Consider the following 14,739-nt stretch of genomic DNA (forward strand, 5'->3'; position numbering starts at 1 on the left):
ATGATGTTGGTGAACCACAACACTGCCACTCTACCAAGAATTACGCAATAGTGCGCCTAACGTTGACGGTAGCAGCTAGCGTTCGGGACGCACCGTGGCAAAAATTTCGGCCAGAATTTCGGAGGCTCCCTGTTCTCTTAAGGTCAAGGCCAAGGACGCGCCTAGTACTTCAGCAGTGCTCGGATCGCCAGTGATCGTATCTTTTACAAGCCGTTGCCCATCCAGGCTAGCGACTAACCCCGTTAGGCGGAGTTGCCCTTGCTCAATCACCGTATGTACGCCAATGGGGACTTGGCAACCGCCTTCTAGTTGCCGCAAAAAGGCACGTTCGGCGAGGCAGCGGGCAGCGGTTTCAGGGTCTTCAAGGGTTTTAATGAGGCTCAGGATCTCCGGGTCGTTGCTGCGGCACTCAATGCCAAGCGCGCCTTGGCCAACGGCGTATAGGGATACACTGGCGGGCAAAACTTGACTGATGCGATCGCCAAAGCCAAGGCGACGTAACCCCGCCACCGCCAAAATCAGGCCATCATACTCTCCCGCATCCAACTTGGCCAGACGGGTATTCAGGTTGCCCCGCACATCCTTAAAGGACAGGTGAGGATAGTGGTGGCGCAGTTGAGCGAGCCGCCGTAGGGATGAGGTGCCAATGATCGTACCTGCGGGTAGAGTTTCGAGGGTGTACCCCAGCCATTTTGCCCCCAACACTAGGGCATCAGCAGGGTCTTCCCGCCGGGTAATTGCGCCCAGCATCAGCCCGTCTGGCAGGTGGGTGGGCAAATCCTTGAGGGAGTGCACCGCCAAATCAGTCTCTTGCCGCAGCATCGACAGTTCGAGTTCTTTGGTAAACAGACCCTTATCCCCAATTTTGGCCAAGGCCACGTCCAGAATATTATCTCCCTGGGTGGTCATGGTCACCACTTCAAAGGAGCGATCGCCATGGCGGGCTTGCAGTTGTGCCTGTACCCATTCTGTTTGCACAAGGGCCAGTTGACTTTTGCGTGAGCCAATGCGGATAGGCCGCTGGGTTGAGGGGGTGGCAGTCATAGGGTCAGTTCAAGGGTCGAAGGGGTGTGAAGCACCAAGCCATTATAGGTCGCACGGATCCCAGCGAGCAAGGCATTGAACATTCCCCTGCAGCAGAACTGAGGCACACTATCCCCTTGCAAACCTTTAATAGCGTCAGCGGAACATCAGAGTCGCCTAGCGTGACGCATAAGGGATGTTGTCTTTTGTTTATTCTCTGCAACCAAAGGATTAAGAGTTACAACAAGCCGTTCAAGAGAATTTGCTCTGTCTGTTATGGTCGCAATAGAAGACTTCAATCTTGTTACTCATTTTTTACTCAACTCATTTTGAGTCCAGTACTGCCTATGGATAGCCCCTCGTCGTTGCTGAAATACTCTTACAAATCAGCCTTGGCATGGTGCCAAGAGAACGGCTGGACCGATTTGTTTGTCGAGCAGTACCAGTACTGGGCCTTTCCGCCGGGTGGGGTGATGCCCTTGCCGCTGCCCTCTCAGGCGCTACACCTTATTGAATTGCCCACAGTTACATCGCCACAGCAGCGATGTTTGCAGACGCTGTCCTTGGCGATCGCCCTTGTCGCCACAGGGATGAGTTGCTGGTTTCAGTCCCTGATGCCCTTATTAGTGGGTTTTAGTGCCTGCGCTCTTTTAATTGCTGCCCAAGATGCCTGAATCGTCATTTGTTGCGAGGGATTGTTGCTGATAGATGAGCGGCATCATCGCTGCAGGAGTGCCTTGGCCAATAATTTTGCCATTATCCAGCACAATGGCTCCATCCGCTTGGGCTAACTCATCCAATCGGTGGGTGACCCACAGGGCAGTGATGCCTTGGCAGTTCACCAGTTGGCGGACATAGTCCAAGAGTTCCTGCTGGCTCTCAGGATCAAGTAAGGCAGTGGGTTCATCCAACAAAAGGACACGGCACTGGCGAGCGATCGCCCCAGCAATGGCCACCCGTTGCTTTTGACCGCCACTGAGGGCATAGATAGGGCGGCGCTCTAGCCCTTGCAGGTTCACCGCTTGCAAGGCCGCACTGACCCGCTGTCGCACCTCCCAGTAGGTCAACGATTCACCATTCAAGCTAAAGGCAATATCGGCACCAACGCTGGGCATTACCAATTGATGATCCGGATTTTGAAACACAAAGCCAAAGGGCTGCGCAATGTAGCACTCGCCGGATTCGGGGGGCAACAGCCCGGCCAACAAACGAATTAATGTGGACTTGCCGCTGCCATTGCGACCTAGCAGCATCCACAGTTGCCCTTGGGGAATCGTCAGCGACACGCGATTCAGCAGTAATGTCTCCGGTGACCAACCAAACGAAACGTCTTTGAGGGCGATCGCCGGGGGTGGCGACACACTATTTTGGACAATTGCCATGATATTTGGTAAGGTGAGGGGGGAACGGTTATCCCCAACTGGGTGAGCAACTAACCACACAAGGGGAGGAGCTATGCAACAGGGATTATACATTGTCCTCATCAGCATTCATGGGTTAATCCGCGGCGATCGCCTTGAACTAGGGCGTGATGCTGATACTGGCGGTCAAACCCGCTATGTTGTCGAACTGGCCAGACAGTTAGCCGCCCATCCCCGCGTGGCGCAAGTAGATTTAGTCACCCGCTTGATCAACGACCCCAAAGTCAGTGCCGACTACGCCCAGCCCATTGAACCCATTGCGGATCGCGCCCGTATTGTGCGCCTACCCTGTGGACCACGGCGTTACCTACGCAAAGAAGTGCTCTGGCCGTACCTCGATGTCTTTGCAGACGAGCTACTACGCCATCTACGCCAAAGTGGCCGGATGCCCGACGTTATCCATAGTCATTATGCAGATGCTGGTTATGTTGGCTGCCGGGTGGCGGGCTGGCTAGGCGTGCCGTTGGTTCACACAGGGCACTCCTTGGGGCGAGTGAAGCGGCAACGGCTGCTGGATCAAGGCAGTAAACCCGACGTTATCGAAGAGCAGTTTCACTTCACCACCCGCATCGAAGCGGAAGAGCAAACCCTTGCCAGTGCCTCCCTGATTATTGCCAGTACCCACCAAGAGGTCGAAGAGCAGTACAGCCTTTACGACCATTACAATCCTGAGCGCATGATGGTGATTCCGCCGGGCTTGGATACCGAACGCTTTTATCCGGCGGCAGTGAGTTCCGATCTGCCGATACTAAAAGAATTACGCCGCTTTTTAGTAGAGCCGGAAAAACCCTTTATTTTCTGCCTATCTCGGCCAGTTCCCCGCAAAAATGTTGCCGCTTTGGTGAAGGTGTATGGTACAGACCCGATGCTACAAGAGCGTGCCAACCTCGTGCTGGTATTGGGCAACCGCACTGACATCAGCAAGATGGAGGCCAGCCCTCGGCAGGTCTTCACGGAACTCTTTTCCTTAGTGGATCGCTACGATCTCTACGGTAAGGTCGCCTACCCTAAAACCCATACCAGTGATGAGGTACCGGATCTCTACCGTTTAGCCGCACAACAGCGGGGGGTGTTTATCAATCCGGCGTTGACGGAACCCTTTGGCCTCACCCTCATTGAAGCCTCAGCCTGTGGGCTMCCCATTTTGGCCACCGCCGATGGTGGTCCTAAGGAAATTATCCGCAACTGTCAGAATGGCTTGCTCTTTGATGCCTTAGATCCGGAGGCAATCCGTACCGCCTTGCACCAAGCCTTCGCTAGCGATACTCAGTGGCAGGAATGGTCAAACAATGGCCTCAAGGGGGTACAGCAGCACTACTCGTGGCACAGTCATGTGGAGGCGTACCTGAAAGCAATTAGCCAACTTGCAGAGAAATCCGTCCTGCCGGCTTTGAGCGTACAACGCCAACCTGCGCCCTACCGCCGCAATGCAACCCCCACCACCCGTAACCGCCTGCTCACGCTTGAACGGTTACTTGTGAGTGATATTGACAATACCCTCATTGGCGATCGCAGCGCCCTTGAGCGCTTGCTTGAAGTCCTACAGCACCGCCTTGAACTGGGGTTTGGGGTTGCTACAGGTCGCCACTTAGAAATCACCCTTGATGTCTTAAACGAATGGGGAGTTCCCCTGCCCGACGTGCTCATTACCTCCGTTGGCAGTGAAATTCACTACGGCCCACACCTAGTACCCGATACAAGCTGGAGTCAGCACATTAGCTATCGCTGGGAACCACAGCGGGTGCGGGACATACTGGCCAATGTGCCTGGGTTAACTTTACAACCCAAGGACAATCAACGCTCCCACAAAATTAGCTATACGGTGGATATAGAGGTTTTGCCCTCCATTACCCCCGTGTTGCGGCTCCTACGGCAGCAAAAACTCCACTGTCGCTCCATTTTTTCCCACAATCAGTTTTTAGATATTTTGCCCCTGCGAGCCTCCAAAGGGGATGCCCTCCGCTACCTTGCCCTGAAGTGGGGATACCCGCTGCAAAAATTGCTCGTGGCCGGCGACTCGGGGAACGATGAGCAAATGCTAACTGGCAATACCCTAGCGGTGGTGGTTGGGAATCATAGCCCAGAACTCGACAAACTGCGGGACGTTCCTCAGATCTACTTTGCCGAGGGGCACTATGCCCAAGGCATTTTGGAAGCGATTGACTACTATGGCTTCTAGGGGGTTGGGGAAGGCACTCAACGGTAGGGAACATCTGTGTCTTGGAATGAGTGCGCTGGGTCTAAGCCCATTAAAATAACCGTGTCAATGACATGGATGATACCGTTGTCAGCCTGAATGTCAGCAGCAAGAACCGTTGCATTTTTCACTTCAAGGGGGGTCTCGCCATGAATGGGAATGGTTGAGCCTTCAAGGGAGGTGACCACCCCCATCTTTTTTAGCTCCGCAGCAGTGTAGGCACCCGCAAGGACGTGGTACTTCAGGATGCGGGCAAGCTGGGGTGGGTTTTGCACTAAGGAGGTGATGGTGCCATCCGGTAGCTTAGCAAAGGCATCATCGTTGGGGGCAAACACGGTAAATGGGCCGGCAGATTGCAGGGCATCGACTAAATTAGCCACTTTGACCGCAGTAACAAGGGTAGAGAACCCTGGTGTATTGACCGCAATATCCACAATGGTCGCCATAGATGCCTGCCCTGAATTTCGCTAGAATTAGCATACTGAACCGCTGCGGCAGAAGCTAGGCCTTTGGCCGCTGCCGAAGATAGGGAATTTTAATCATGGCAATCGCGTCTGTTAATCCCACCACGGGGGAAGTGGTTAAAACCTTTTGTCCCCTGAGTGAAGCAGAACTACAGGCCTGTTTGGAGCGAGCAGCCACTGCCTTTGAAAGCTATCGTCAGACAACCTTTCAACAGCGATCGCACTGGCTGTTAGCGGCAGCCGCTCTTTTAGAGCAGCAATGCCAATCCTTGGCACAGTTAATGACCCTTGAAATGGGCAAACCCATTACGGAAGCCATCGCAGAGGTGGAAAAGTGTGCGTGGGTCTGTCGGTATTACGCAGAGCAGGCAGAGGCATTTTTAGCACCGGAGATAGTGGCTACAGACGCTACCTACAGCGCTATACACTATCAGCCTCTTGGCATTATTTTGGCGGTGATGCCTTGGAATTTCCCCTTTTGGCAGGTGTTTCGCTTTGCGGCACCAGCGCTAATGGCAGGCAATGTGGCACTGCTCAAACACGCCTCCAATGTACCCCAGTGTGCCCTGGCGATCGCCGACCTGTTTGCCGCCGCAGGGATTCCGGTGGGAGCCTTTCAAACCCTCCTCATTCCTGCGGGTCGTGTTGCCGCTTTGCTGGCGGATCGGCGCATTCGGGCGGCCACCCTCACGGGTAGTGAACCTGCCGGCATCAGTTTGGCCGTGGCCGCATCCCAGCACATTAAGAAAACCGTCTTGGAGTTAGGGGGCAGCGATCCGTTTATTGTGCTCCCCAGCGCGGATCTACCCCGGGCGATCGCCACCGCTGTTAAGGCACGGATGATCAATAATGGCCAGTCCTGTATTGCTGCCAAACGGTTCATTGTCCATACCGCCGTTTATGATGCTTTTGTGGCGAGCCTACAAGCAGCATTTGACGCATGGCGGATAGGGGATCCGGTTGACCCTGCCACGCAACTGGGGCCCTTGGCCACGGCCACGATCCGCGAGGAACTGCGCACCCAAGTGGAACTGGCGCTAGCTCATGGTGCCAAGCTGATTTATCAGGGAGAGTTGCCCCCCCACTGTCAGCAGGGGTATTTTTATCCTCCAACCCTCTTGGCGGAGATTAGCCGCGACAATCCGGTATTTGTGCAGGAGTTTTTTGGGCCGGTTGCGCTCCTATTTCGAGTTAGCTCTCTAGACGCGGCCATCGAACTGGCCAATGCCACCCCCTTTGGTTTGGGAGCCAGTGCTTGGACAGCAGACGCCAGCGAAGGCGATCGCCTGATTCGAGATCTAGAGGCAGGAGCCGTCTTTATCAACGGCATGGTCAAGTCTGACCCTCGCTTACCCTTTGGCGGCACCAAGCGATCGGGCTATGGCCGAGAACTGGGACGGGCGGGGATTCTCGAGTTTGTGAATATTAAAACCGTATGCCGCTATTAAAGCGGGCGATAAACCCGGTAATTGATTTGGGGAAAGATATTATCAATCGCCTCGACTTTTTCGAGCCAGCCCGCATCAATTTTTTGAGCCTTGATATCGTCGTAGAGCTTATGGAAGCGGGTGAGGTGACTGCGGGTGCGGCGAACCGCATAGGGCACCATTGTCCCAGTGCGCATGATAAACGCCCAGTCCGAGGATTGCGCTAGCAGCAACTCGCGAGCCGCTTGGTTGAGGGCACGCCAACTGAGTTCATCCCACGGCTCCCCTTTCGCCAGTTCAATCATTCGCTCTGCTGCTTTGTGCAGGTGGGGATAAATCCACGCATTGGTGTCATTTAACCAGTACTCATGGAAGCCTTTATACCCCCAACTCGATTGGGAGGGGCGACACACCTGCTGGGTGGGGTGGGCGCGTAGGTAGTCTGCTAGATGGGTCATGGCAAAGGTATCTTGGTCAAACCACACTTTGCGGAACAGAAAGTCTAAAAACCACGGGCCTTCGTACCACCAGTGTCCGTAAAGCTCGGCATCATAGGGAGAGACAACGATGGGTGGCCGTTGCATCAGGTGATGTAGATAACGAATTTGGTTTTCGCGGTTAAACATAAAATTAGCCGCGTGCTCTGCAGCTTTTTCCCGCGCCCAGTAGGGATCGTAGAGTTGCTTGTCCCCTAACCCCAAGCCACGGCCAGTGATTTTGTGGTATTTAATGCCGGTATTTTTGCGCTGGCCATTGGGCATAATGTAGGGCTTAATGTACTCGTACTCCGCCTCCCAGCCCAAATCTTTGTAGAATTCACGATACTCTGCTGCCCCTGGGTAACCCACCTCCGAAGACCACACCTGCTGCGATGACTCGTGATCGCGGCCAAAGGCAGCTACCCCTGTTTCGGTAAAAATAGGCGCGTAGGTGCCAAACCGAGGGCGGGGGCGACCGTAGAGAATTCCATGCCCATCGGTAATAAAATAGCGCAGCCCCGCATCTGCTAGCATCCGCTCTAAGCCTTCGTAGTAAGCACACTCCGGCAACCAAATGCCCTTGGGCGGACGGCCAAACGTTTGCTCGTAGTGTTCGCAGGCCACTTGTAACTGCGCCCACACCGCTTGGGGGTACATTTTCATCAGCGGCAAGTAGCCGTGGGTGGCACCACAGGTAATAATTTCAAGGTTATTGGAGTCTTGAAATTGCTTGAACGCCGTCACCAGATCGCGATCGTAGCGTTCCCACGTTTGACGCACGCGGTTAAACTCTTGGGCGTAGTGCTCCGCTAGATAGCGAATGTGACCATTAAAGGTATTCCGTTCAACTTCTAGCTCGGCTAACTCTTCTAGCTGGGCAAGGTGTTGATCGTAGCGCTCTTGCAGGAGCGGATCCCGCAGCATTGAAATGAGGGGCGGGGTCATGCTCATGGTGATTTTGAAATCTACGCCATCCCGCTTGAGACCTTCAAACATCCACAGGAGGGGAACGTAGGTTTCGGTAATGGCTTCAAAGAGCCATTCTTCTTCTAGAACGTAGTCGCTCTCTGGGTGACGAACAAAGGGGAGGTGAGCGTGCAAAACCAGTGCTAAATAACCAATTGCCATAGAAAGTTTGCCTACCAATACGCTGGGGGATAACCGCAGGAGATCAAGGGGATCGTTGAAGTTTCCACCATCTTAGGTCAAATGGCTCGCGCTGCAACGGGAAATTTTTAGGATTTTACAGCCTTAATGAGCTGGGCGAAACTCCCACGCCTGATTACTCTTAAGTTCGAGAATATAAGTGTGGTATTGAATTAAGCTTTCGCGGTGGCCAACACTAATGTAATTATGGGCGATCCGTTGAATATGCGCATAAACGCGCTGCTCATTGTCAAGGTCAAGGGCGCTAGTGGCCTCGTCCAAAATGGCATAGGGACGCTTGTTGAGTAGCAAACGGGCGATCGCCAACCGCTGTTGCTCTCCAAGAGACAGCACGTCATCCCAAGCTAGCTCCACATCGAACCCGCCGACACGATCCGGTAAGTGTTCTAAATTCACCTGCGCAAGTGCATAGAGTAACCCATCATCGCTAGTATCGCGATCGCCCCCCGGATAGAGTAACTGGGTTCGTAGGGTTCCCAAAACCATATAGGGTCGCTGGGGCAAAAAGAGAACGTCACTGATGGGGGGTCGGATAATGCGGCCACTGCCACTCTGCCATAGACCAGCGATCGCCCGCAGCATTGAACTTTTACCGACCCCACTGGGCCCCATAATCACGACACTTTCGCCGCTATCTAAGGCAAACGTTACGTCTTGTACCAACTGCCGTGCCAAATTGGGGGTTGCGATGGTGACCTTCTCTAGGGCAAAGCGCGGCTGCTCCACCAGCTCAATTTGCGATTCACCAAGCGACACTGGTGTGACTAGGGCATCATTAAACTCCGCTAAGCGCTCGATACCCGCGATAAAGCCACTCAAGTTTGCAAATTGGTTCACAATAATCGAGAGGGAGCCTAAAACTTGGGAAAACGCAAAACTAGCCTGACTAATGGCACCAAAGTCGATTTCGCCAGCAAAATAGCGCGGTGCCACAACCGCAGCGGGAACAATAATCACAAAGTAATTGTAGGCAGTTGTAAAGAAGTCAAGGTTTCGCTGCCAGCCAATGAGCAGATTAAAGTTACGGAGCACTTCAATGAACCGTTGACGCACCTGTAGCGATTCTTGGGCTTCGCCGCGGTAAAAGGCGATGGACTCAGCGTTATCGCGCACATGTACCAAGCCATAGCGGAAATCAGCTTCACGGCGCAGTTGGTTAAAATTGAGGCGAATTAAGCGTTGGCCGATGAGAATCGTCACAACCGTACCGACCACCGCATAACCAATCAGGGTTAGGGTCAGGGTCTGGGAGATACTCCAGAGAATGCCACTAAAGGCAACTAAGTCAATAATATCGCTGAGGATAATCAACAAAAACTGCAAAGAGGTTTGGGTAAAGGAGCGAATATCTTCGGTGATCCGTTGGTCAGGGTTATCAATGTCACTGGCATTTTCAATGGCATAGTAGGAGCGGTTTTGAAAATAGCGATCCAAGAAGTGGCGTGTCAGCCAATCCCGCCAGCATAGCCCCAAGTACTCGCGCACATAGCGGTAAATCACGACAATGGGGGTGCCCACGACAAACACCCCAGCATACACGCCAAGAAACCGCCAGTAGGTATCCGCATTTTTTTCCGCCAGTGCCGTCTGGAAGAATCGCCCCACAAAGCTGATAATGACGTTGAGGCCACTCACGGACAGCGACAGCATTAGCAATAGCCCTAATAGGGTCCACGCTTGCCAGCGGGGGAGGAGGTCGCGGCGTAAGAGCACAAACACCCCAAGGGGCACGATAACCGTGGCAAGGATGAGGCTACGGCTGAAGGGATCAGACCAAAGTGAGCGGATGAGATCCATTAAGCCGCCAGCAATTTGCCCCATTAGTTCCGGGGCAAGGGCATTGAGACCAAAGGTCACAGCCGCCGTTAGGGCAAAGAGACACCCAAACATCAGCGCAATCACTAAAAAGAGTAGCAGAATAAAGATGCCGCTGCTGCCGCGGCGATCGCGCGGGAAGAAATAGGGCTGGGCAATAGTAATAAATTGCCCCCAAACGCGGGCATCAAAACGATGGCTAGGTTGAGACACTGGACAGTACCGAAGCGTTAATAGGCTACAGGCCTACTATTGTAGTGGGGGTGGCTACGGAGACGAATGCATGGCGGAACAAAACACGTCGCAAACAACCTCTAGAATTGTGCCGTGGCTATACTGGGGACTCTGGCCATTTCACCGCCTCCTATTGTGGTTCTATTTTGCCAAGATTACGATTGTTGGCCGCGAACAATTGCCCAAGGATGGCGGCTTTGTGTTGGCACCCAAGCACTATAGCCGTTGGGATCCGGTGATTCTGGCGTTGGTGTGGTTCCGTCCGCTGCGGTTTATGACCAATGCCATTGAGTTTAGGGGGGTGCAGGGATGGTTTATTCGTCGCTTAGGGGCGTTTTCCATTAACCTCAATCGCCCCCAAGCCAGTAGCCTGCGCCATGCCCTCGAGATTCTCAAAACCGGACAGCCCTTAGTTCTGTTTCCAGAGGGCGGGATCGAGCGGGAATTACCAGTACGTCCACTCAAACCTGGGCTGGCTCGACTGGTACTGCAAGCACAAGGCGATCGCCCTATTCCCATTTTCCCGGTTGGTATTGTTTATACTCCCTGCCCTCAATTTCGCTGTCGGGTCAGCGTTTATATTGCACCGCCGCTATGGGTAGAGCGCAACGGTTGCGATCGCCAACCCCTTAAACAGCGGGCACAACAGCTCACTGAGGAACTGCACAAGGCACTACTGGATGCAGTCACTCAGGCAGCACAGGTTGATTGACATCCCCCTCTGCCTTCGCTGCGCTCAGGAAGGGGATTCCATCGTCGCCGATGAAGGTTCCTGCGTCAACGAGGTGACGTGCTCAACCGCTGTCTCCAGAAGATGATTAGCGGCCTCCTCTCCACCGGCGTAAGGTCCTGTGTGCCCCACAGTCCGTCAACCTAGCTCCACAATGCTGATAGCTGCGTTGGGGTCTCTGTCCAGCACAGTTCCGCACTGGCACAAATGCGGACAAGTGCTGAGGGACGTCTTAACCAAATGGCCGCAACACGAGCATGTCTGGGAGGTGCACTGAGGTGGAACCGCTACAGTTACCACGCTATGGGATAGGGAAGCTGCTCTTGTAGGCATAGCGTCATGGGCCGGTGCATTCACTAATTGCAGAAAAAAATACTCCCATGACTCCGGCGAACGGGCAGCTCAAGGGGGCCAAGATTGGCGATCGCCCCATCGCTATGGTAGGTTAATAGTCTGTGCATAATGTGCGGGCATAGTTTAATGGTAAAACCTTAGCCTTCCAAGCTAATGTTGTCGGTTCGATTCCGTCTGCCCGCTTCAATGGCCAAAGTCACGGCGTTTCTGGCAGAAGGGTAGAGCAACAAGCATCGCCAAAATCAAAATTGCCTGATTACGCCAGTGCTGGCGAACATCAACGCTAAACATATAGCCTTGATCGCGCTGGAAGCGGCTAATGATACCTTGAGCCTCATTAATGGCACGACTACGTTGGCGATTCCATGCCGAGTACTTCAGCTCCCACTCATCCATCGCCTCCTGATAGGCTTGCAGCCGCCTCATATAGTCCTGTAGTTCTAGTGGATCACTGGGCGGATCTCCGGGAGATTCGGGACGCGGTGGGGCGGGTTCATCCACCTCAGGCACGTACTTGGCGCGAATACCCGGAAAGTTACAGGTTTTAAAGAGACCGGGGCCATAGCAAAGGCAAAAATCCCGCTGCATGGCTTCTGTCATTTTTTCCCGCTCGTCTTCCGGTTCCAACCAGCAGGGATCGTTGGCTATGTCATCTCCCATACCGGTTAACTTGACCATTGCCTCAAACGGCCACTTAATCACTGTGAGATGGTTAATTATCTGGCCAGGTAAGCCAAAGGACGCTACCGGCTGGATGCCACCACTAAAAATAATTTGCGGCACCAAAAACATCAACACGAGTAGAGGCACAATATTTTGGCTAGGCGCAAGCGCAGAGACTAATAGCCCCATAGCCATCCCCCCAAAAATTGCTAGGGCAAGGGTAATGTACATGGCAACGGTCGTTGACCAGTCGCCCGGTAAAATCACGGCCAGCTTTGTCACCAATAGATAAGTGGCAGCTTGGTAAAGGGCAAGGCCGAGGGCGATCGCCACCTTCGAGGCAATATAGGGCAAAATTCGCAGTCCAATCATGCGCTCGCGGCGGTACACCTCCACTTCCTTGACCAGCTCCCGCATGGTCGTCATTGCCCCAATCATCACTGCAATCAAACTAGTGACAAAGATCATCGTCAGGGCTTGGCCGGCGTTCCCGGTGTCCGGATTGAAAAGATTGCGCTGCCACGAGACAAAACTAAGGCTACCCAACAGGGGTGCAATCAACAGCGTCAGCAGCAGGTTACTGCGATCCTGCCCCAAAATCGTCAGGTTGCGCTGCGTCAAAATCCAAAACTGCTGCCATGCCGAAATTTTTGACTTGGGTTCCTTAGATCGGCGTTGGCTGCTACGGGGGCGACGTTGGGAGTCATCAGTGGTGTGAGCGAGCACCTGCTGCCGCCCGACCACGTATTCTTGGTAGAGGCGCGATCGCCGGTAAGCTTGCTCCAGTTCCTCGGAACTGGGGGCATTGGGGTTTTTCTCCTTGTCAAGAGCGCGATAAATCCCAGAAAAATCTTCCAGCTTAATGCCACTGAAGCGATCGCCAAAGGTCGCCCGAAAATAGGGCAGTAACTGATCCGGTGGCCCAAAATAGGCAAGCCGTCCCCCCTCCGCCATATACACCACCAGATCGCACTCACGAATATTTTGGGTAGCATGGGTAATAATTAAAATCGTGCGGCCTTGATCCGCCAACTGCCGCAACAAAAACATCATGTCTGCTTCCGTACCCGGATCCAAGCCAGAGGTGGCTTCATCTAGGAAAAAGAGACTGGGTTGGGTCAGCAGTTCCGCCCCAATACACACTCGGCGCTGCTGCCCTCCACTTAAGCGATTAATGGGAACATCCCGACGATGGCTTAAGCCTAGCTCTGCTAAGACCGCCGTAACCCGTTGTGCCCGTTCGGCTGCGGTCGTGTCTGGAGGCATCCGTAACCGCGCTGCATAGTCTAGGGCTTGGGCAATCGTTAGCTCTTCGTGGATAATATTCCGCTGTGGCACATACCCCAGTTGGGCTTGGAAGGCTTGATAGTTGCGGTAAAAATTTGTACCATTCACCATCACCGTGCCACTGGTGGCAGGGCGCAGACCGTTGAGCGCATCCAAGAGAGTGGATTTACCACTGCCGCTTGGGCCTAAGATAGCCACAAACTCCTTAGGCAGAATCGACAGCGAAATATCGTGGAGAATTTTAGTGCCCTTGCCCACCACCTTACTCAGGTTCACTGCATCTAGGCGCATGTGACCCGACTCAGCATACTGGGTCAGGGTTTCATCAACATTTAAGACTAGGCGATCGCTACCAATGCGGATACTGTCGCCGACCCGCAGTAAAACTGGCTCCTCCACCTCCCGACCATTGACAAACGTGCCGTTACTAGAACCTAAGTCTGTAAGGATAAAGTCACTATGGCGGCGCTCAATCTTAGCGTGGTGGCGGGATACCGTCGGATGCTCAATCACCAGATCATTACTGGGATCCCGACCAATCGTAAAGGTGGTATAACCTAGCAGCGAAATCGTCTTGACAGGCACCGTTGCGGTTGCATCAGCCTCTGGAATAGCGAGTACCGTCGCTGTGCCCGTCAAGCGCAGCTCAGTTGCCGGACTAAACACCACCGCATGCCGCTGCGTATCAATGCGATCCGGTAACTCCTGCCCCAAAAAGCTAAGACTGACGTACTCTGTTAAGGCGTAGCTGTCGCCACTGCCCAACCACACATTCATTGCAGGGTTCGGATCACTCAGATCGATCACCTGCAAGTGATTGTCCACCCTCTTTAGCCGCAGATGGCAGGGCAGCACCTCTGGCACATCCACCACCACATCACAGGCTGGATGGGTGCCCAGCAAACTCGTGACCTCCGATAACCCCCAGCGTTGCCGCCACGTTTTGGTGTGTACCTCAATTACAGGCACTTCTGCGTCTTGGCTAATTTCCGTGGCTCGGGGTTGATACTCTTGATACTGCCACACGAGGCGAAACCGCAGCGCCGAGTTGCCAAGGGTAATTAAATCTGCGTCCTCAAGGGGAATTGGTGTATGAGGTACCAAGGGTTGGCCATTGAGCTGCGTGCCCGCTTTACTTTCAAGGTCAACAATGTGTACCTGACCATCATGCCATTCAAAGCGAGCATGGTAGCGCGAAACCGCCACATCGTTAAGGACAATGGTGTTATCTGGGGCGCGGCCAATGGTGAGGCCGGTGGCAGGCAACTGGAAACCGTGCTCACTCACCGACTTGACCAGTTCTAACCAAGCGGCTTGAGTCATGACCTTGGTACAAAAAAGGTTCAATGCCAGTCAGTGTACTGGATTATGGAAGGGATTACAAAACGTAACGGGTTGGGGGGATTGAGATGAATTTCCGTAAAAGGTGAGGGAATTTGAGGTGAATTTCCGTAAAAGCACGCAACCAATAGGCCAGC

The 14,739-nt window shown here is 53.6% G+C and carries 11 protein-coding genes and 1 tRNA gene; 5 read left to right on the forward strand and 7 right to left on the reverse strand.

Annotated features, from left to right (window positions below; genetic code table 11):
- Positions 1 to 75: 75 nt before the first annotated feature.
- Complete coding sequence (gene hemC, locus L5220_RS03630) at positions 76 to 1,044, reverse strand: hydroxymethylbilane synthase (protein ID WP_448515455.1); 969 nt, start codon at positions 1,042 to 1,044, stop codon at positions 76 to 78.
- A 326-nt stretch (positions 1,045 to 1,370) separates the two neighbouring features.
- On the opposite strand from hemC, the gene L5220_RS03635 reads away from it, so the two are divergent.
- Positions 1,371 to 1,697, forward strand: a complete 327-nt coding sequence (locus L5220_RS03635; RefSeq protein WP_099798460.1) for a slr1957 family protein — start codon at positions 1,371 to 1,373, stop codon at positions 1,695 to 1,697.
- On the opposite strand, the gene L5220_RS03640 is transcribed toward L5220_RS03635, so the two are convergent.
- Positions 1,674 to 2,405, reverse strand: a complete 732-nt coding sequence (locus L5220_RS03640; RefSeq protein ID WP_499571656.1) for an energy-coupling factor ABC transporter ATP-binding protein — start codon at positions 2,403 to 2,405, stop codon at positions 1,674 to 1,676. The genes L5220_RS03635 and L5220_RS03640 overlap by 24 nt on opposite strands.
- Before the next feature lie 73 nt (positions 2,406 to 2,478).
- Between L5220_RS03640 and L5220_RS03645 the strand changes: the two genes are divergently transcribed.
- On the forward strand, positions 2,479 to 4,623 hold the full coding sequence (locus L5220_RS03645; protein ID WP_448526489.1) for an HAD-IIB family hydrolase: 2,145 nt from the start codon (positions 2,479 to 2,481) through the stop codon (positions 4,621 to 4,623).
- Between the two features lie 17 nt (positions 4,624 to 4,640).
- On the opposite strand, the gene L5220_RS03650 is transcribed toward L5220_RS03645, so the two are convergent.
- Positions 4,641 to 5,087, reverse strand: a complete 447-nt coding sequence (locus L5220_RS03650; RefSeq protein ID WP_099798463.1) for a fasciclin domain-containing protein — start codon at positions 5,085 to 5,087, stop codon at positions 4,641 to 4,643.
- A gap of 95 nt (positions 5,088 to 5,182) precedes the next feature.
- Here L5220_RS03650 and L5220_RS03655 point away from each other — a divergent pair, with 95 nt between their 5' ends.
- The gene (locus L5220_RS03655) at positions 5,183 to 6,553 is read left to right on the forward strand and encodes an NAD-dependent succinate-semialdehyde dehydrogenase (RefSeq protein ID WP_499571659.1); all 1,371 of its coding nucleotides are present in this window, start codon (positions 5,183 to 5,185) and stop codon (positions 6,551 to 6,553) included.
- Here L5220_RS03655 and L5220_RS03660 read toward each other — a convergent pair.
- Positions 6,550 to 8,139 (reverse strand): glycoside hydrolase family 57 protein, encoded by a 1,590-nt coding sequence (locus L5220_RS03660; RefSeq protein ID WP_099798465.1) that lies wholly within the window; start codon positions 8,137 to 8,139, stop codon positions 6,550 to 6,552. The two genes, L5220_RS03655 and L5220_RS03660, sit on opposite strands and share 4 nt — an antisense overlap.
- 123 nt (positions 8,140 to 8,262) lie before the next feature.
- The gene (locus L5220_RS03665; protein WP_198406160.1) at positions 8,263 to 10,206 is read right to left on the reverse strand and encodes an ABC transporter ATP-binding protein/permease; all 1,944 of its coding nucleotides are present in this window, start codon (positions 10,204 to 10,206) and stop codon (positions 8,263 to 8,265) included.
- 70 nt (positions 10,207 to 10,276) lie between these two features.
- Here L5220_RS03665 and L5220_RS03670 point away from each other — a divergent pair, with 70 nt between their 5' ends.
- On the forward strand, positions 10,277 to 10,939 hold the full coding sequence (locus L5220_RS03670) for a lysophospholipid acyltransferase family protein (protein WP_099798466.1): 663 nt from the start codon (positions 10,277 to 10,279) through the stop codon (positions 10,937 to 10,939).
- A gap of 156 nt (positions 10,940 to 11,095) precedes the next feature.
- Here the strand turns inward: L5220_RS03670 and L5220_RS03675 are convergent, their stop codons facing one another.
- Positions 11,096 to 11,290, reverse strand: a complete 195-nt coding sequence (locus tag L5220_RS03675) for a zinc ribbon domain-containing protein (protein ID WP_499571661.1) — start codon at positions 11,288 to 11,290, stop codon at positions 11,096 to 11,098.
- Positions 11,291 to 11,423: 133 nt separating this feature from the next.
- Here L5220_RS03675 and L5220_RS03680 point away from each other — a divergent pair.
- Positions 11,424 to 11,494: transfer RNA gene (locus L5220_RS03680), tRNA-Gly, on the forward strand.
- On the opposite strand, the gene L5220_RS03685 is transcribed toward L5220_RS03680, so the two are convergent.
- Positions 11,495 to 14,584 (reverse strand): FHA domain-containing protein, encoded by a 3,090-nt coding sequence (locus tag L5220_RS03685; protein WP_499571663.1) that lies wholly within the window; start codon positions 14,582 to 14,584, stop codon positions 11,495 to 11,497.
- Between the last annotated feature and the right edge of the window lie 155 nt (positions 14,585 to 14,739).

This window comes from Synechococcus sp. PCC 6716, from assembly GCF_022570815.1.
Classification (GTDB): Bacteria; Cyanobacteriota; Cyanobacteriia; order Thermosynechococcales; family Thermosynechococcaceae; genus Thermosynechococcus; species Thermosynechococcus lividus.